The organism is Streptomyces sp. NPDC096324 (assembly GCF_044763015.1).
Lineage (GTDB): Bacteria > Actinomycetota > Actinomycetes > Streptomycetales > Streptomycetaceae > Streptomyces.
In genome coordinates this window covers 31,146-49,627 of the sequence record NZ_JBIWFK010000018.1, presented here as the reverse complement: position 1 = coordinate 49,627, position 18,482 = coordinate 31,146, and the positions used below count along the sequence as shown (strand labels likewise).

The 18,482-nt window shown below is 71.8% G+C and carries 16 protein-coding genes; 12 read left to right on the top strand and 4 right to left on the bottom strand.

What is annotated here, in order from left to right:
• Window positions 1-129: 129 nt before the first annotated feature.
• The gene (locus ACIQ7M_RS35485; RefSeq protein ID WP_389837622.1) at window positions 130-1,239 is read right to left on the bottom strand and encodes a DUF5937 family protein; all 1,110 of its coding nucleotides are present in this window, start codon (window positions 1,237-1,239) and stop codon (window positions 130-132) included.
• A gap of 158 nt (window positions 1,240-1,397) precedes the next feature.
• Between ACIQ7M_RS35485 and ACIQ7M_RS35480 the strand changes: the two genes are divergently transcribed.
• Complete coding sequence (locus tag ACIQ7M_RS35480; RefSeq protein WP_355775948.1) at window positions 1,398-1,607, top strand: hypothetical protein; 210 nt, start codon at window positions 1,398-1,400, stop codon at window positions 1,605-1,607.
• Window positions 1,608-1,740: 133 nt separating this feature from the next.
• Here the strand turns inward: ACIQ7M_RS35480 and ACIQ7M_RS35475 are convergent, their stop codons facing one another.
• Entirely contained in the window at window positions 1,741-2,976 is a 1,236-nt protein-coding gene (locus ACIQ7M_RS35475; protein ID WP_403651899.1) for a threonine aldolase family protein, read from the bottom strand.
• Between the two features lie 219 nt (window positions 2,977-3,195).
• Here ACIQ7M_RS35475 and ACIQ7M_RS35470 point away from each other — a divergent pair, with 219 nt between their 5' ends.
• From ACIQ7M_RS35470 to ACIQ7M_RS35425, 10 genes are all read left to right on the top strand, one after another.
• Entirely contained in the window at window positions 3,196-4,134 is a 939-nt protein-coding gene (locus tag ACIQ7M_RS35470) for a DUF2520 domain-containing protein (RefSeq protein WP_355770524.1), read from the top strand.
• Window positions 4,131-5,123 carry a pantoate--beta-alanine ligase gene (panC, locus tag ACIQ7M_RS35465; protein WP_355770527.1) on the top strand — a complete coding sequence of 331 codons (993 nt, stop codon included), beginning with the start codon at window positions 4,131-4,133 and terminating at the stop codon, window positions 5,121-5,123. The genes ACIQ7M_RS35470 and panC overlap by 4 nt, the downstream gene beginning before the upstream one ends.
• A complete protein-coding gene (locus ACIQ7M_RS35460; RefSeq protein ID WP_355770529.1) occupies window positions 5,120-6,889 on the top strand; it encodes an L-aspartate oxidase in 1,770 nt (589 codons plus the stop codon). Before panC ends, ACIQ7M_RS35460 begins: the two co-directional genes overlap by 4 nt.
• Before the next feature lie 5 nt (window positions 6,890-6,894).
• A complete protein-coding gene (gene nadC / locus ACIQ7M_RS35455) occupies window positions 6,895-7,872 on the top strand; it encodes a carboxylating nicotinate-nucleotide diphosphorylase (RefSeq protein ID WP_355770532.1) in 978 nt (325 codons plus the stop codon).
• An 8-nt stretch (window positions 7,873-7,880) separates the two neighbouring features.
• Window positions 7,881-8,678 carry a type III pantothenate kinase gene (locus ACIQ7M_RS35450; protein WP_355770535.1) on the top strand — a complete coding sequence of 266 codons (798 nt, stop codon included), beginning with the start codon at window positions 7,881-7,883 and terminating at the stop codon, window positions 8,676-8,678.
• 308 nt (window positions 8,679-8,986) lie between these two features.
• Window positions 8,987-9,583 carry a hypothetical protein gene (locus ACIQ7M_RS35445; protein WP_355770556.1) on the top strand — a complete coding sequence of 199 codons (597 nt, stop codon included), beginning with the start codon at window positions 8,987-8,989 and terminating at the stop codon, window positions 9,581-9,583.
• 55 nt (window positions 9,584-9,638) lie between these two features.
• Entirely contained in the window at window positions 9,639-9,824 is a 186-nt protein-coding gene (locus ACIQ7M_RS35440; RefSeq protein WP_328554209.1) for a hypothetical protein, read from the top strand.
• A 158-nt stretch (window positions 9,825-9,982) separates the two neighbouring features.
• Window positions 9,983-10,423 (top strand): BlaI/MecI/CopY family transcriptional regulator, encoded by a 441-nt coding sequence (locus ACIQ7M_RS35435; protein WP_403651892.1) that lies wholly within the window; start codon window positions 9,983-9,985, stop codon window positions 10,421-10,423.
• A 9-nt stretch (window positions 10,424-10,432) separates the two neighbouring features.
• Window positions 10,433-11,002 (top strand): amino-acid N-acetyltransferase, encoded by a 570-nt coding sequence (locus ACIQ7M_RS35430; protein ID WP_355770540.1) that lies wholly within the window; start codon window positions 10,433-10,435, stop codon window positions 11,000-11,002.
• A 229-nt stretch (window positions 11,003-11,231) separates the two neighbouring features.
• Entirely contained in the window at window positions 11,232-11,567 is a 336-nt protein-coding gene (locus ACIQ7M_RS35425) for an Lsr2 family protein (protein ID WP_355770543.1), read from the top strand.
• Here the strand turns inward: ACIQ7M_RS35425 and ACIQ7M_RS35420 are convergent.
• Window positions 11,546-12,139, bottom strand: coding sequence for an SCO3374 family protein (locus ACIQ7M_RS35420; RefSeq protein WP_403651888.1), 594 nt, complete (start codon window positions 12,137-12,139; stop codon window positions 11,546-11,548). The genes ACIQ7M_RS35425 and ACIQ7M_RS35420 overlap by 22 nt on opposite strands.
• Before the next feature lie 430 nt (window positions 12,140-12,569).
• Here ACIQ7M_RS35420 and ACIQ7M_RS35415 point away from each other — a divergent pair, with 430 nt between their 5' ends.
• Window positions 12,570-15,098 (top strand): ATP-dependent Clp protease ATP-binding subunit, encoded by a 2,529-nt coding sequence (locus ACIQ7M_RS35415; protein WP_355770549.1) that lies wholly within the window; start codon window positions 12,570-12,572, stop codon window positions 15,096-15,098.
• Window positions 15,099-15,197: 99 nt separating this feature from the next.
• On the opposite strand, the gene ACIQ7M_RS35410 is transcribed toward ACIQ7M_RS35415, so the two are convergent.
• Entirely contained in the window at window positions 15,198-18,326 is a 3,129-nt protein-coding gene (locus tag ACIQ7M_RS35410) for an NACHT domain-containing protein (protein WP_403651884.1), read from the bottom strand.
• Between the last annotated feature and the right edge of the window lie 156 nt (window positions 18,327-18,482).

Here is an 18,482-nt window from a genome sequence, read left to right as displayed (position 1 = left end):
CGGCTTCCAACTGGGTCGGCCTCTGTACCCCATGACCGTCCGTCACCCCCGCCTGTTCGTGGTCACGTTCAGCGCTGTGACGACACCTCGACGGGGCGTGCGCCCCGGACAGGGACTGGTGTGCCGCACTCAGCGCAGGATCCCCTCCAGGAAGTCGCTCCCCAGCCGGGCCACCACCCCGACGTCGAGCTGGTGCAGCACATAGCGGCCGCGCCGCCGCGTGGTGATCAGCCCCGCCTTCTTGAGCACACTCAGGTGCCGGGATATCTCCGGCGCGGTCATGCCGTGCACCTGGGCGAGCTCGCCGGTGGTGTACGCGCTGCGGGCCAGATGACGGCAGATGCGCATCCGGACCGGGTGCGACAGGGCGGCCATCCGCAGGGTGAGCTGCTCGACGGAGGGCGGGGCGGCCAACTCGGGGGAGCTGACCGGGTAGTGCAGCACCGGCTGCCACTGATAGCGGTGCAGCACCATCAGGTGCGGGCGGCCGAGGCTGGTGGGCACCAGCAGCAGACCGCCGTCCGCCGTGACCGTCGTGCTCCCCTCGGTCAGCTTGTCGACCGTGATGATCCGCGCCGCCTCGTCCAGGGACAGGGCGGAGGACACGGAGGCCAGCGCCTCGGAAAGGCCCTTGTGCCGCAGCAGATCCGTCTTGTGACGGGCCTCCGCGGCCAGCGGGTGGCGCAGCCGGGCCCAGGTCTCCGCGAAGAAGGCGTCGTCGCAGTCCTCGAGGAACTGCCGCAGCCAGGCGCGCACGCCCGGCGGGTCCACCAGCAGCCGCTCGGTGAACCGGGTCTGCTGCGGCCCCCGCGAGGCGGCCAGGTCCACGGCGCGGCGCCGCACCTCGGGGTCGGAGAGGGCGTGCGGCCCCTCGGTGCCGTACGCGAGCGCGCAGGTGAACTCCAGGGCCGCGTCCACGAACTGCTCGTCGGTGAGCTTGTCCAGCAGGTCGAGGTCCTCGGCCAGTGTCCCGCCCGGCAGCGAGGCCCCGCCCGGGACGCCCGCGCACGGCAGGAACAGGTCCGAGAACGTCGTACGCCACAGGAAGTCCGCCTCGCACATCCGGTCCGCGAGATGGGCGTCGAGTCCGGCGGTCACTCCCGTCGTCCAGCCCTGCAACCCGGGGTGGTGCCCCGGTTCCGCCAGCGCGTGCAGCGCCATCCCCAGCTCGGCCAGCGGCGACGGCACGACGGCGACCCGCTCCGGCCGCAGGCCGCCGATGTCGATGTGCACGCTCATGCCCCCATGGTGCACCCCGCCACCGACAGCGGCCGCCGCCGATTGACGACGGCCGTCAATCGGAGCGACAGCAGCTGTGATCAGGCGCAACCTGGGACGACCGGAGCGGTCAGCGAGGGTCCTTCGGATCCCATCCCTCTCCCGAGAGGCGGTCGGCCATGAGCATCACCCAGCAGTACATCCTGGACAGCTACCGGTCCTCGCAGCACGGGGAGGCCGCTCCTCCGGCACCCGGCAGCCACGACTGGGAGACCGCGCGGGAGGTGCGCGACTACCGGCGGTTCCGGGCCGTCATGGCCGGACATCCGGCCCGTGGCCGCCTGCGCGGAGCCCTGGCCCGGTGGCTGCACGGCCGTCCGTCCCGCTGAGACCCACCCCGCCCTCCCCGGACGCCGCGCCGTGACCGCCCGGACTCTCGTCCTACGAGGGGCCGCGCGGGCCTCCGTCCTACGGGAGGCCGTACGCCCCCTCGTCCCACGAGGGGCCGTGCGCGCCCCCGGACTACGAGGCGTTCCGGTCCGGCAGTCTCTCCACGAACGCGCGGACCGCCGCCTTCACGTCGTCCGCCGTCCACTCCAGACCCGGTTCGGCCACGGTGACCTCGGTGTACGCGAGTCCCGGGCCGCCCCGGTTCCAGCCCTGGGCGAACAGGCCCGTCCTCGTCTCCTCGACCTGCCGCAGCGCCGCGTCCCCGAGGACGTCGGGGTCGTACGGCAGCCAGACCTGGAACTGGTGGGTGTGCGGCTCCTCCGGGTGGACACGGACCCAGGGGACCCCCGCCTCCGTGAAGCCCTCGCGCAGGGCACCGGCCACCACGCGCGCGTGGGCGACGTACTCCGGCAGCCGGGGCAGCTCCCGCTCCAGGCCGACCAGCGCCGACAGGACGGTCGGGAACTGATGGATGATCATGCCGCCGTACCGGTGCCGCCAGGTCTTCGCCTCGTCCACGAGCGTCTTCGGCCCCGCGACGGCCGCACCCCCGAACCCGCCGAGCGACTTGTAGAACGAGACGTACACGCTGTCCGCGAGGCCCGCGATCTCCGCCAGGGGGCGGCCGAAGTGCGGAGTGCACTCCCACAGCCGGGCCCCGTCGATGTGCACCACAGCGTCCCGCTCCCGGGCCGCCTCCACGACCTCGGTGAGCTCCTCCCAGGTGGGCAGGACGAAACCGGCGTCCCGGAGCGGCAGCTCCAGCAGCAGCGCGCCGAACGGCTCGGGGAAGTCCCGCACCTCCTCGGCGGTCGGCAGCCGGGGCTCGCTCGTCAGACGGACCGGGCGCAGGCCGCTGACCTGGCTGAACGCCTGCCGTTCATGGACTTCCGGGTGACTGAGCCCGTGCAGGGCCACGGTCGGATTCCCGGTCCGGCCCGCCCAGCAGCGCAGGACGACCTGCTGGGCCATCGTCCCGGTCGGGAAGAAGACCGCCGCCTCCGTGCCCAGCAGTTCGGCGACCCGCTCCTCCAGGGTCTCGACGAGGCCGCCGCCGTACATGTCGACCCGTTCGTCGAGGTCGCACACGTCACCGGCGCCCTCGTTCAGCCAGGCCAGGCGCTCGCGCAGGGACGACTGGTAGCCGGGCCGCCACAGCACCCGCCCGGCCGCCTTCCAGGCCGCCGCGCGCCGCTCGAACCGCTGCTCTGGAGACAGCCCCGCCGTCCCCTCCCCGCCCTGCCCCGCGGGCTCCGTCCCGTCCCGCTCCGCGGGGTCCGTTCCGCTTCGTGCCGCCGTATCGCTCATCCCAGGATCATGTCCCGCGCGGGCCCGGCCGGTCACCTCGAATTCCGCACGCCGGTGACCTGTGGAAATCCCGTTCACCCGGCCAGGGTCCCCACGGGCGTCCCGGCGTGCGGAAACCCACAGCCTGTGGACGGCCGGACTCCCCCCGGACCAATCGCGTTAACATGACGAGAAATCGTCCGGTACCCCGAGCGGACTGGAACGGAAGGCCGCCGTCGCGTGAGTACGTATCCCCAGCCAGAGCCCAAGGACCGCCCCGCGCGGCTGACCGTCGGCGTCGTCGGCGCCGGCCGGGTCGGACCCGCGCTCGCCGCCGCGCTCCAGCTCGCCGGACACCGCCCGGTGGCCGTCTCCGGCGTCTCCGACGCCTCCAGGCGGCGTGCCGCGCAGCTCCTGCCCGACGTCCCGCTGGTGTCCCCGGCCGAGGTCCTGGAGCGCGCCGACCTCGTCCTGCTGACCGTTCCCGACGACGCGCTCCCCGGGCTCGTCGAAGGACTCGCCGACACGGGCGCCGTCCGCCCGGGACAACTCCTGGTGCACACCTCCGGACGGTACGGCGCGCGGGTGCTCGACCCGGCCCTCAGAGCGGGCGCCCTGCCGCTCGCCCTGCACCCCGCGATGACGTTCACGGGCACCGCGGTGGACGTCCAGCGGCTCGCCGGATGCTCCTTCGGCGTCACCGCCCCCGACCAGCTCCGGCTGGCCGCCGAGGCCCTCGTGATCGAGATGGGCGGCGAGCCCGAGTGGATCGCCGAGGAGTCCCGGCCGCTGTACCACGCGGCCCTCGCGCTCGGCGCCAACCACCTGGTGACCCTGGTCGCCGAGTCGATGGAGCTGCTGCGCACCGCCGGTGTCGAGGCCCCCGACCGCATGCTCGGCCCCCTCCTCGGCGCCGCCCTGGACAACGCCCTCAGGTCGGGCGACGCGGCCCTGACCGGACCCGTCGCGCGCGGGGACGCGGGCACGGTCGCCGCGCACGTCGCCGAACTGCGCCGGCACGCCCCCGAAACCGTCGCCGGCTATCTGGCGATGGCCCGCGCGACCGCCGACCGCGCGCTCGCCCACGGACTGCTCAAGCCGGAACTCGCCGAGGACCTCCTGGGAGTACTCGCCGACGGGACGGACGCGACCCAGGGGACCGAGGGAGACACCCGATGACCACCGCCCTGCTGCGCACCGCCGGCGAACTGTCCGCGCGGACCCGGACCGGCCGCAGAGCCGTCGTGATGACCATGGGCGCCCTCCATGAGGGCCACGCCACCCTGATCCGCACCGCCCGCGAGATCGCCGGAGAGGCCGGCGAGGTGGTCGTCACCGTCTTCGTGAACCCTCTCCAGTTCGGACAGGGCGAGGACCTCGACCGCTACCCGCGCACGCTCGACGCCGACCTGAAGATCGCCGAACAGGCGGGCGCGGACGTCGTGTTCGCCCCTTCCGCCGACGAGGTCTATCCCGGCGGCGAACCCCAGGTCCGGATCTCCGCGGGACCGATGGGCGAGCGCCTGGAGGGCTCCGTGCGGCCCGGCCACTTCGACGGCATGCTCACCGTCGTCGCCAAACTGCTGCACCTGACCCGGCCGGACGTGGCCCTGTTCGGCCAGAAGGACGCCCAGCAGCTCGCCCTGATCCGGCGCATGGCGCGCGACCTGAACTTCGGCGTGGAGATCACCGCCGTTCCCACCGTGCGCGAGGAGGACGGGCTCGCCCTCTCCAGCCGCAACCGCTACCTCTCGGCCGAGGAGCGGCGCACCGCGCTCGCCCTCTCGCAGGCCCTGTTCGCCGGCCGTGACCGGCACGCCGCCCAGGAGGCGCTGCGCGCCAGGGCCCTGGAGGTGCCCGCCACGCGCGAGCGCGCCGAGGCCCTCAGCGCCATAGGCGAGTCCCGGGCCGCGGCCGACGCGCACGCCGTCGCCAAGGCCGTCCCCGGCTGGCCCGGCGGCGTCCGCTCGGCCGCCCGGCTGGTCCTCGACGAGGCGGCCCGTCTGCGGCCGCCGCTGGTCCTGGACTATCTCGCTCTCGTCGACCCGGACGACTTCACCGAGATCCCGGACGACTTCACCGGCGAGGCGGTCCTCGCCGTCGCCGCCCGGGTCGGGACGACCCGCCTGATCGACAACATTCCCCTCACCTTCGGAGCCGCCTCGTGACCGGCAAAGGCACAGGTTCAGACACCTCCACTGGCACCGGCATACGCCTGCACGCGCCCGCCCCGGGCTGGGCCCTGAGCGCGGACGTCGTGGTCGTCGGCTCCGGCGTCGCCGGGCTCACCGCCGCGCTGCGCTGCGAGGCCGCGGGGCTGCGGACCGTCGTGGTCACCAAGGCCCGCCTGGACGACGGCTCCACCCGCTGGGCGCAGGGCGGCATCGCTGCCGCGCTCGGCGAGGGCGACACCCCCGAGCAGCACCTCGACGACACCCTGGTCGCGGGCGCGGGCCTGTGCGACGAGGAGGCCGTGCGCATCCTCGTCACCGAGGGCCCGGACGCCGTCCGCCGGCTCATCGCGACCGGCGCCCACTTCGACGAGTCCTCCGAGGGCGACCTCGAACTCACCCGCGAGGGCGGCCACCACCGCCGCCGCATCGCGCACGCGGGCGGTGACGCGACCGGCGCCGAGATCTCCCGGGCCCTCGTCGAGGCGGTCCGCGCCCGCGGTCTGCGCACGGTCGAGAACGCCCTCGTCCTCGACCTCCTGACGGACGCCGAGGGCCGCACCGCGGGCGTGACCCTCCACGTCATGGGAGAGGGCCAGCACGACGGCGTGGGCGCCGTCCACGCCCCCACCGTGGTCCTCGCGACCGGCGGCATGGGCCAGGTGTACTCCGCGACCACCAACCCGTCCGTCTCCACGGGCGACGGCGTGGCCCTCGCGCTGCGCGCCGGCGCCGAGGTCTCCGACCTGGAGTTCGTCCAGTTCCACCCGACCGTGCTCTTCCTCGGCCCCGACGCGGAGGGTCAGCAGCCGCTGGTCTCCGAGGCGGTACGCGGGGAGGGCGCCCACCTGGTCGACGCCGACGGCGTGCGCTTCATGGTGGGACAGCACGAGCTGGCCGAACTGGCGCCCCGGGACATCGTCGCCAAGGGCATCACGCGCCGCATGCAGGAGCAGGACGCCGAGCACATGTACCTCGACGCCCGGCACTTCGGCGCCGACATGTGGGAGCACCGCTTCCCCACGATCCTCGCCGCCTGCCGCGCCAACGGCATCGACCCGGTGACCGAGCCCGTCCCGGTCGCCCCGGCCGCCCACTACGCCTCAGGCGGCGTCCGCACCGACGCCCGGGGCCGCACCACGGTCCCCGGCCTGTACGCGTGCGGGGAGGTCGCCTGCACGGGCGTCCACGGCGCCAACCGGCTCGCCTCCAACTCCCTGCTGGAGGGCCTCGTCTACGCCGAGCGGATCGCCGCCGACATCGCGGCGAGCCACGCCGAGAACGGTCCGCACGCGCGCGTGCCCCAGCCGGTGCCGCACCCCGAGACGCCCGCGCACCCGCTGCTCGCCCCCGAGACCCGCTTCGCGATCCAGCGGATCATGACGGTCGGCGCCGGTGTGCTGCGCTCCGCCGAGTCCCTCGCGGCCGCGGCCGAGCAGCTCCAGCGACTGCACACCGACGCGCGGGACGCCCTCGACGAGAACGGCAAGACCTCCGAGCCCGGCGTCGACACCTGGGAGGCCACCAACCTGCTGTGCGTGGCCCGCGTCCTGGTCGCCGCCGCCCTGCTGCGCGAGGAGACCCGCGGCTGTCACTGGCGGGAGGACCACGCCGACCGCGACGACGACCAGTGGCGCCGCCACATCGTCGTACGGCTGAATCCCGACCGGACCCTCGCCGTCCGCACCACCGATACCGCAGACTTCCCCCCGACATCCCGGCAGCCCCACCCGGCGCCCCCGTCCCGTCCCCAGGAGCAGTGACCGAAGTGAGCACCCACGACCTTCCCCTCGCCGAGAGCGGCGGCTGCGGCGACGGCTGCGGCTGCGGCGCAGACATGGACGAGGCGTACATGGAGTGCGGCCTCGATCCCGCCCTCGCCCAGCTCCTCGCCGACGCCGGGCTCGACCCCCTGGAGGTCGAGGACATCGCGAACGTGGCGATCCAGGAGGACCTCGACCACGGCGTGGACGTGACGACGGTCGCGACCATCCCCGAGGACGCCGTCTCCACCGCCGACTTCACGGCCCGGGACGCGGGCGTCGTCGCGGGCCTGCGCGTCGCCGAGGCCGTCCTGTCGGTGGTCTGCACCGACGAGTTCGAGGTCGAGCGGCACGTCGACGACGGCGACAGCGTCGAGGCCGGCCAGAAGCTGCTGAGCGTCACCACGCGCACCCGCGACCTGCTGACGGCCGAACGCAGCGCCCTCAACCTCCTGTGCCGTCTGTCCGGCATCGCGACCGCCACGCGCGCGTGGGCGGACGCCCTGGAGGGCACCGGGACGCGCGTGCGCGACACCCGCAAGACCACGCCGGGCCTGCGCTCCCTGGAGAAGTTCGCGGTGCGCTGCGGGGGCGGCGTCAACCACCGCATGTCGCTGTCCGACGCGGCGCTGGTCAAGGACAACCACGTGGTCGCCGCGGGCGGTGTGGCCGAGGCCTTCGAGGCCGTACGGGAGATGTTCCCGGAGGTCCCCGTCGAGGTCGAGGTCGACACCCTGCACCAGTTGCGTGACGTCGTCGACGCGGGCGCCGACCTGATCCTGCTGGACAACTTCACGCCGGTCGAGTGCGAGGAGGCGGTCGCCCTCGTCGCCGGCCGTGCCCTGCTGGAGGCGTCCGGCCGGCTCACCCTCGCCAACGCCGCGGCCTACGCGAAGACGGGCGTCGACTTCCTGGCGGTGGGCGCGCTCACGCACTCCTCCCCGATCCTCGACATCGGCCTCGACCTGCGAGCGGCGGAGTAACCCCGGCCATGCTGCTGACCATCGACGTAGGCAACACCCACACGGTCCTCGGCCTCTTCGACGGGGAGGAGATCGTCGAGCACTGGCGCATCTCCACCGACGCGCGCCGCACCGCCGACGAACTCGCCGTGCTGCTGCAGGGCCTCATGGGCATGCACCCGCTGCTCGGCGAGGAACTCGGCGACGGCATCGACGGCATCGCGATCTGCGCGACCGTGCCGTCCGTGCTGCACGAGCTGCGCGAGGTGACGCGGCGCTACTACGGCGATGTCCCCGCCGTCCTCGTCGAACCGGGCGTCAAGACGGGCGTGCCGATCCTCACGGACAACCCCAAGGAGGTCGGCGCCGACCGGATCATCAACGCCGTGGCGGCCGTCGAGCTGTACGGGGGACCGGCGATCGTCGTCGACTTCGGTACGGCGACCACCTTCGACGCGGTCAGCGCGCGGGGCGAGTACATCGGCGGCGTCATCGCCCCCGGCATCGAGATCTCCGTCGAGGCGCTCGGCGTCAAGGGCGCGCAGCTCCGCAAGATCGAGGTGGCCCGGCCGCGCGCGGTGATCGGCAAGAACACCGTCGAGGCGATGCAGTCCGGCATCATCTACGGGTTCGCGGGCCAGGTCGACGGGGTCGTGAAGCGGATGGCGCGCGAACTGGCCGACGATCCCGAGGACGTCACCGTCATCGCGACCGGCGGACTGGCTCCGATGGTCCTCGGCGAGTCCTCGGTGATCGACGAGCACGAGCCGTGGCTGACGCTGATCGGGCTGCGTCTGGTGTACGAGCGGAACGTCTCGCGTCTGTGACCGGCCGCCCGCCGAGGCGGGCGGCCGGTACCGAGGGGGCTCCGCGTTCGCGGGGCCCCCTCGGGCGTCCGGGGCCGACGAACGGGGAGCCCTCTCGGCCTCCCTCTCGGCTTCCCTTTCGGCGGGGCAGCGGCGGCGCCCGGCGGGCTTCCGGATTCCGGGACGGAATTCCCCGGCCGGCACCCCGCGCCCGGCGAAAGCGGGACGCGCCGAAAACGGGACGCGCCACATTTCTTCCGCTATGCGGATTTTGTCTGATTAGCACGTATCGTCGCCCCATGCCCACGCCCTACGGATCCCACGGCGGCATGGCGTTCGGTGCGGAGGAGCTGCGTGTGCTCCGCCGTGCCCTCGCCCTCGCCCTGCACCCCTGCCCCGTCTCGGCCGAGGACGTCCAGGACTGCCTCCGCCTCGCCGAGTCCCTCGACGAGGCGGCCCACGAGGGGGCCAGGCTCCGGGCCTTCCTGCTGGCCGACCTCGCCCGCTACCGGGCTGCCCTGCCGGGCACCGCCGCCGGCTATCTGGCCCTTCTGGAGGAGGTCCTCGCCTCCGGATACCGGCCGAACCCCGACGACCTCGCCGTGCTCCGCGCGCTGCGCGGCAACCCGGTCGCGGCGGCTCTCCTGGAGCGCTGCCAGGGCCTCGCCGAGCAGGACGTGCGGGCCCGGCTCGCGGGCCGCGCCGTCGCCTCGGTACCCGCGTCCCGCACCCGTCTGCTGGCCCTCCCCGGCGGCCGCGCCGCCGAGGAGCCCGACCGGAGGCCCGAGCCGAGACCGCAGCCCCAGCCGCCGGTCCGCTCCCCCCGCCCGGACCGGCCGATCCCCACCCCGGGCGAGGTCTTCCCGCCCCGCCGCAAGCCCGGCCCCCCTCCGGCCGACCCGCCACAGCAACTCGCGGCGGGCTAGGGCCCGTCGCGGACCCCGGCTGAGCCCGACGGCGCCCCCTGGCTACTCTGGAGGCATGGACTACGTCTCCGCGCTCGTGCCCCCGGTAGTGATGGCCGTGTTCTTCATCGGGCTCATCGTGACGATCGTGAAGAGTCAGGGCGGGGCCAACAAGGCCAAGGAGGACGGGGTCGTCGACGCCGCCCTCGCGCGCGTGGAGGCCGCCCAGCAGGCCTCGGCCCCCAAGGACGCCGGGGCCTGAAGCCCCGGGCGGCCCCGCGCGGCTCCCGCCGGACCCCTCCGCGCACCGGGCCGCCACGCCGTCACCGGCGTACGACTCGGACGTTTCCTGCGTCCTTCGAGTCGTACGCCCTTTTTGTTGACCATCTACCACTATTGTTCTGAACTGTGCCTCGCCCATTGGGAGAACTCGAAGACGCGGTCATGACGCGGGTGTGGAAGTGGAACCGCCCGGTGACCGTTCGGGAAGTCCTGGAAGACCTTCAACAGGAACGGTCCATCGCCTACACCACGGTGATGACCGTTTTGGACAATCTCCATCAGAAGGGCTGGGTGCGCCGCGAGGCGGAAGGCCGGGCCTATCGATATGAGGCGGTCTCCACACGGGCCGCCTACTCGGCGGCCCTGATGAACGACGCCTGGTCGCAGAGCGACAACCCGGCAGCCGCTCTCGTCGCCTTCTTCGGGATGATGAGCGAGGAACAGCGCGTGGCCCTCAGGGATGCCATGCGCATCGTCCAAGGGCCCGAACCGCGAGCCCCCGAAGCCGCCGAAAGGCCACCGGCGCCCGAGCCCTCCGAGGAGAACCCCGCCGCCGACGGGGACGCCTCCGGGCGATAGCGTCCGCTCATGTCAGCAGAGCATCCCGCGGAGGTTCCGGCAGAGCTTCCGGCGGAGCATCCCGAAGTCAGCGCTAAAGCCGTCACCGTCCGGCGGGCCAGGACCAGCGATGTCGCGGCCGTACGCGGACTCCTCGACGCGAACGTGCGCCGCCGTATCCTGCTCGACAAACCCACCGTCACCCTTTACGAGGACATCCAGGAGTTCTGGGTCGCGGAACGCGACGACAACGCCGAGGTGGTCGGCTGCGGAGCCCTCCATGTGATGTGGGAAGACCTCGCGGAAGTCCGCACTCTCGCGGTGAACCCCACGGTCAAGGGCCTGGGCGTCGGTCATCAGTTGCTGGAGAAGTTGCTCCAGACCGCCCGCTGGCTCGGTGTTCGACGGGTTTTCTGTCTGACCTTCGAAGTCGGCTTCTTCGCGAAGCACGGCTTCGTGGAGATCGGTGAGACACCCGTCGACACCGATGTGTACGCCGAGCTCCTGCGTTCCTATGACGAGGGCGTCGCGGAGTTCCTCGGTCTCGAACGAGTGAAACCGAACACCTTGGGCAACAGCCGGATGCTTCTGCATCTGTGATCGCGACCGGCTATTCCGGCGGAGTGCGTTGCCCACGTTCCCTATGTCCGAAACGCGCATGTTTCCGTGCGGGCGGAGTCCAGTGAGTCTCCCCCAGGGGTTTGTGTTTTTCCAGCAAAAGCGGTTTGCTTTCCGACGTACTGCAGTACTGCATATAACAAGGGACGGCGAAACGGCGGACGCCGCGAGGCCCTCCTTGCCCTAGAAGTTATCGATGAAAGGAAATCCGGTGGCACAGAAGGTTCAGGTCCTTCTTGTCGACGACCTCGACGGTGGCGAGGCGGACGAGACCGTGACGTTCGCGCTGGACGGCAAGACGTACGAAATCGATCTCACGACCGCCAATGCGGACAAGCTCCGTGGTCTTCTCGACGCCTACGTCAAGGGCGGCCGTCGTACCGGAGGCCGTGCTTCGGGCGGACGCGGAAAGGCCCGCGTCGCTTCCGGTGGCAGCCAGGACACCGCGCAGATCCGCGCCTGGGCAAAGGAGAACGGCCTGGAGGTCAACGACCGCGGCCGTGTTCCCGCGTCCATTCGCGAGGCCTACGAGAAGGCCAACGGCTGAGCGCACGCTCGCCGCAGCCTCACGCGGTGGCAGTGTGTCGCCATCGTCTGCACGAGTCGTACGAGATCGGGGGCGCCCCCAACGCCCCCGCCGGCGGCCCCGCCGCCCAGCGCCGACAGTGTCGGCAACGCCGGTTCCACCGCGCGGCCGGGCTCCGGGGGCCGCAGCCAGCGGGCGGCCCCTCGTGGGCCACTCCCCGTTTCCGGACCGGCCGTGGGCGGGGGAGCCTCGACGCTTCCGCCCGCGCCGATCGCCGTGAGATCCAGCGCGAGAGCGCCCCACTCCAGCCAGTCGAGCAGCCCCGGCAGCTCCTCCGCGCTCCCCGCGGCCACCAGCAGCCGCATCCGCTCCCCGCACAGAGCCACCGGGGACGCCGGACCCAGATGCCGCAGCGCGGGGAATCCCGCCTCCGCCGGCACCTCCAGGACGTCGAAGCGCAGCCCCGTGACCAGCCGTACCGGCGCCCCGGGCACTGCCGCCCAGCCCAGTTCGTTCTCGTACCACTGGCACACCGGATCGACGGGATCACCCGGATCGGACGGACGACGGGGGACAGGGACGGCGGGAACCATGCAAGCAGCAACAGCCGGAAGACCCCCCGAGTTACGCTGGGCATTTCCGTGAACACACAGAGTTCCGGGAAATGGGGCGTGCGGGAGCGTTCCGCCGGGCATTGATGTTCGCCCGTAGCGGAGGGAACCGGTGCGCGCGGCATGGACTGTCAGTGCGCACGGGTAAGACATGCCTAGTGGGAGAGGCGACACGCAGGGCTCGGGCATCTCACGTTCGCCATCGGCGTACAGCGGGAGAGGGTATCTGCCTGGCCTGCGGGAACATCGTCTCGCACCATCAGGTTGGAGCAGATGTCGGCGTTCGGGGTCAGGAGGCCAAGGACGGTGTCGGCAGTTGGAATGAGCGGTCCCCGCTTGCGGGACTAAGCTGCGGAAGGACAGGGAGGGGAGCGTCCCCTTACTGCCTGACCGCTCTGAGGAGCGATTAACGATGTTCGAGAGGTTCACCGACCGCGCGCGGCGGGTTGTCGTCCTGGCTCAGGAAGAAGCCCGGATGCTCAACCACAACTACATCGGCACCGAGCACATCCTCCTGGGCCTGATCCACGAGGGTGAGGGTGTCGCCGCTAAGGCCCTGGAGAGCCTCGGGATTTCGCTCGAGGCGGTCCGCCAGCAGGTGGAGGAGATCATCGGGCAGGGGCAGCAGGCCCCGTCCGGCCACATCCCCTTCACCCCCCGTGCCAAGAAGGTCCTGGAGCTCTCGCTCCGCGAGGCCCTTCAGCTGGGCCACAACTACATCGGCACGGAGCACATCCTGCTCGGCCTGATCCGTGAGGGCGAGGGCGTCGCCGCCCAGGTCCTGGTCAAGCTGGGCGCAGACCTCAACCGGGTGCGGCAGCAGGTGATCCAGCTCCTGTCCGGTTACCAGGGCAAGGAGACCGCCGGCGCCAGTGGCGGTCCTGCCGAGGGCACTCCCTCCACGTCCCTGGTCCTCGACCAGTTCGGCCGGAACCTCACCCAGGCCGCTCGTGAGTCCAAGCTCGACCCGGTCATCGGGCGCGAGAAGGAGATCGAGCGGGTCATGCAGGTGCTGTCCCGCCGCACCAAGAACAACCCGGTGCTCATCGGCGAGCCCGGCGTCGGCAAGACCGCCGTCGTCGAGGGCCTCGCCCAGGCCATCGTCAAGGGCGAGGTGCCCGAGACCCTCAAGGACAAGCACCTCTACACCCTCGACCTCGGTGCGCTGGTCGCCGGCTCCCGCTACCGCGGTGACTTCGAGGAGCGCCTGAAGAAGGTCCTCAAGGAGATCCGCACCCGCGGCGACATCATCCTGTTCATCGACGAGCTGCACACGCTGGTCGGTGCGGGTGCCGCCGAGGGCGCCATCGACGCCGCTTCGATCCTGAAGCCCATGCTGGCCCGCGGTGAGCTCCAGACCATCGGCGCGACCACGCTGGACGAGTACCGCAAGCACCTCGAGAAGGACGCGGCCCTCGAGCGCCGCTTCCAGCCGATCCAGGTGGCGGAGCCTTCCCTCCCCCACACGATCGAGATCCTCAAGGGCCTGCGCGACCGGTACGAGGCCCACCACCGTGTGTCCATCACCGACGAGGCCCTGGTGCAGGCGGCGACGCTCGCCGACCGGTACATCTCGGACCGCTTCCTGCCCGACAAGGCGATCGACCTGATCGACGAGGCGGGCTCCCGGATGCGTATCCGCCGGATGACCGCGCCGCCGGACCTCCGCGAGTTCGACGAGAAGATCGCGGGCGTGCGCCGCGACAAGGAGTCGGCCATCGACTCCCAGGACTTCGAGAAGGCGGCTTCCCTCCGCGACAAGGAGAAGCAGCTGCTGGCGGCGAAGGCCAAGCGCGAGAAGGAGTGGAAGGCCGGCGACATGGACGTCGTGGCCGAGGTCGACGGCGAGCTCATCGCCGAGGTCCTGGCCACCGCCACCGGCATCCCGGTCTTCAAGCTGACCGAGGAGGAGTCCTCGCGTCTGCTGCGCATGGAGGACGAGCTCCACAAGCGGGTCATCGGCCAGAAGGACGCCATCAAGGCGCTCTCGCAGGCGATCCGCCGTACGCGAGCGGGTCTGAAGGACCCGAAGCGGCCCGGTGGTTCCTTCATCTTCGCCGGCCCCTCGGGTGTCGGTAAGACGGAGCTGTCGAAGACCCTCGCGGAGTTCCTCTTCGGCGACGAGGACGCGCTGATCTCCCTCGACATGTCGGAGTTCAGCGAGAAGCACACGGTCTCGCGTCTCTTCGGTTCGCCCCCCGGCTACGTGGGCTACGAAGAGGGCGGCCAGCTCACCGAGAAGGTCCGCCGCAAGCCGTTCTCCGTCGTCCTCTTCGACGAGGTCGAGAAGGCCCACCCGGACATTTTCAACTCGCTGCTGCAGATCCTGGAGGACGGTCGTCTGACCGACTCCCAGGGCCGGGTCGTGGACTTCAAGAACACGGTCATCATCATGACGACCAACCTCGGCACCCGGGACATCTCCAAGGGCTTCAACCTCGGCTTCGCGGCCGTGGGCGACGTCAAGACGAACTACGACCGGATGAAGGCCAAGGTCAACGAGGAGCTGAAGCAGCACTTCCGCCCCGAGTTCCTGAACCGTGTCGACGACACGGTGGTCTTCCACCAGCTCACCGAGGAAGACATCATCCAGATCGTCGACCTCATGATCGCCAAGGTCGACGAGCGTCTGAAGGACCGGGACATGGGCATCGAGCTCAGCCCGACCGCCAAGTCGCTCCTCGCGAAGAAGGGCTACGACCCCGTCCTGGGCGCCCGGCCGCTGCGCCGGACCATCCAGCGCGAGATCGAGGACATCCTCTCGGAGAAGATCCTCTTCGGTGAGCTCCGTCCCGGCCACATCGTGGTCGTCGACACGGAGGGCGAGGGCGACACCAAGACCTTCACCTTCCGGGGTGAGGAGAAGTCGGCGCTCCCCGACGTCCCGCCGATCGAGCAGGCCGCCGGCGGTGCCGGTCCCAACCTGAGCAAGGAGGCGTGACCTCCGGGTCCGCCTGAAAAGGGGCTGCCCCGGGACTTCGGTCCCGGGGCAGCCCCTTTTTCCCGTCCGGGAGGATTCCCGGAACGGGGCGGGGAGGAGTCACAGAACGTTGTGGGTGGTGGTGGTCGTGTGGTCGCCAGGCAACTGAACCGCGAGCCGCTCCGGCACGGTGCCGGCGTCCGAATTGAGGGCGAAATTGACCGTCCGCAGATTCGGCAGCAGGGCTCGGAGCCCTGAAAGGTCCTCGTTCCCCGCCAGTTTCCTCAGTTCCAGGTGTTCGACGGACGGCAGCGGCGGCGCCGACACGAGGGATCCGAGAGCGGCCCGGTGGATCCGCAGTTCCCTGAGCGCCGGCAGCGCGGCGACCTCGGACCAGTCGTCGGGGGTGAGCTCGCCCGGCTCCCGGCTCAGCCACAGGGTGTGCAGGGACCCCCAGTGGCGCAGCCCCCGCATCCCGGTGTCGCGGAGGACGTCCCGCCCGAAGCAGACGACTTCCAGCGGCGCGTCCAGCGGGAGCGTCTCGCTCAGCGACCGACCCGGGAGCCGGTGTCCGACGTTCAGTTCCCGCAGCGAGGTCAGCCCCGCCAGACCGTCGGGGACCAAGGGCCGTCCTGAATCGGACATCAGGTACAGCCCCCGTAGCGGCAGCTCCGCGAGCGGCCCGAGATCACCGATCCCCGTGCACTGATCGAGGTTGAGCTGCTCCAGCCGCCGCTGTGCCGTCAGGAAGCCCAGATCCCCCAGGCGGTTGTTGTGCCGCAGCATCAGCCGGGTCACCTGGTCCGGGAGCAGGCAGGCGCGCAGCTCCGCCGGGTCGATGTCTCCCACGATCTGCAGCCGGGGCCGGCCGCCCAGGTCGCGCAGCACGTGGAGCTGGGCGGTCGAGTGCGCGGAGAAGTACAGGCCGGCCGGGTCCAGCCGGGCGATGATCTCGGACGCGTACCGCTCGGTGTCGAACCGGTGCCATCCCCAGGCGAGTTGGGCCCGTACGGACCGGGCTGGATGCGAGCGGAAGCGCGCCAGTACGGGGATGGCCGCGCCGGTGCCGATCAGGGACGCGGTGACCACGACGCCGTGGGCCTCGGCGTCGGTCAGCCCCTCCGGTCCCGGCAGCAGTTCCAGGACGAGAGGGCCGGCCTCGGCCAGGGCGCGGGCCTCCGACGACGTCCTCGGCGGGATGAGCGCGGCCGCGTCGTCCTCCACGGCGGCCCGCACCTCGGGCGCGAGCTGTGTGGCGTGCTCCAGCGAGGCGAGGGCGAGCAGCCGTACGCGGGTCGCCGCCGCGCCGTCGAGCCGTGCCGCGGCGCCGGTCATGGAGACGAGCAGTTCGGCCCGTTCGCGGGGCCGGGCGTGGGCGACGGCCATCCGGACCACATCGGCCCACTGGGACTCCCCGGCGTTGCGCACCAGGAGTCCGAAGTCCCCTTCCTCCACTGCGGCCTTGGCGCCCAGGTAGTCCTGGAAGGTGCGGTGGACGAACTCCACGGTTCCCGGGGCGGGTTCACGCAGAAGGCCGCTGCGCACGACGAGGTGGCGCAGGATCCGCGCGGCGTCGCCCTGCCGGGCGGCGGCCGGGAGCGAGGGCAGGACGTCGGCGACGATGCGTTCGGCGCGGTCCCGGTCCATCTCCGACCGGTTGTTGCGGATGAGCCAGTAGGCGAGCCGTTGCAGAAGCTGGATCTGCGGGAGTTCGGTGAGATGGACGCCGTCGTGACCGTCTCCGGTGACGAACATGTCGCGCTCCTCGTCACGGCGCGAGAGCAGCATGGAGAGCGCTGCGTCGTACAACTCCTGTCTGCCGTGCGGCAGATAGCCCCGCCGGTCCCGGTGCAGCGCGCAGATCAGCCCGCACATCAGGGGGTTGGTGGCGAGGCGGCCGAGGTCCGGCTTGGTGCGCACGGCGTCGAGGAGGGATCGCTCGTAGCCGTCGAGGCGGTCCGTGTCGGGGGCGTCCGGGCGTGCCGCGGCGTGCCAGCGGCGGATGAAGGCCGCCACGTCGTCGCCGGTCATGGGCGAGAGGACGAGTTCGGTGAATCCGTCGGGGGTGAGCCAGTCGTCGCGCACGGCCGACGGGCGGGACGTGACGAGCCACTGGTTGCCGGGGTAGGCGTCGAGGAGCTCGCGCAGCCAGCGGCGGGTGTGTTCGCGGTCACGCTCGGGGATCTCGTCGAGCCCGTCGACGAGCAGGAGGCCGCGGCCGTGGCGGAGCACCCTGTCGCTCCAGCCGTCCGGCTGGGTCGCGTGGAAGGGGATCCGGACGGCGGACAGGAACGCGTCGGGGGCCGGCAGGCCGTCGGGACGGCGGACGAGGGTGCGCAGCGGGAGGACGAAGGGGACGCGGTCGCCCCGCTCCCCGCGCGCCGCGGTCACCGCCAGCCACTGTACGAGCGTGGTCTTGCCGGAGCCGGCCACCCCGCGCAGGAGGACGAGGTCCTGTTCCGCGAGCGCCTGTTCGGCGGGCAGTGAGGCGCCGGCGGCGATGCCCACGCCCTCGGGCGCGGTGGTCTCCTCGTCCCCCGGGGGGCGCAGGGCCTGGAGGCTGAGGTAGGCGGCGTCCAGCGGCCAGCGTTCCGGGGAGTCGACGAGGTCGATGCCGTAGATGGTGAGGTGGCCGTGCCGGGTGGCGACATGGGCGAGATAGCGCTGCTCGAAGGCCTGGTCGGTGCCGCCCGTCAGGGGCGTGCGGGCGATCAGCTCGTCCACCTTGGCGATGAGCTCGCGCTGTCTGCGGCTCTGCTCCACGAGGGTGCGGGGGACGAACGTCGAGCGCTGGGTGAAGAAGTGCAGGACGTGGAGGCAGGCGGTGTCGAGCAGCCCCTCGTAGAAGAGGGTCGCGTCGAAGGACAGGTCCCGTGCGGGGTCCCCGGCGGCCCCGCGCAGCCGCACGGCGAGTGCCCGGTGGCCGAGCTCCACCGCCTGGACGTCCGTCATGGTGAGGTCGCCCAGGGCGTGCAGCGTCCGGCCGAGGGCATGGACGACGGCCTGTTCCTCGTCGGCGGGGAAGGGGCGCTCCCCGCCGCGCAGCGCCCGTCCGACGAGGGCGGCCGAGAGATGGGCCAGTTCCCTCTCTCCGACGACCCGTCTCTCGCCCTTGAAGGAGACGAGCGCCGAGATCCGTACGGGCTTGTCGACGAGCCCCGCTCCCGGTCCCTCGGCCACGAAGAGTTTCCTGACCAGCGGCGCGGCCACACTCGAGGCCAGGCGCGTGCCGACGGTTACTGGGTCCATGACGTTCCCCCGGAGAGCGTTGGGCCGGAAGGACAACCGTATGGTCCGGCGGCCGGTTGGCGCAGCACTGCCGCGAGGTGCCCGTGAAGGGTCCGGCGACGCCCCAAGACCCTTGAAAGCAGGGGCAGGCCGCGTAGCCCGCGTCACATTCAGGGG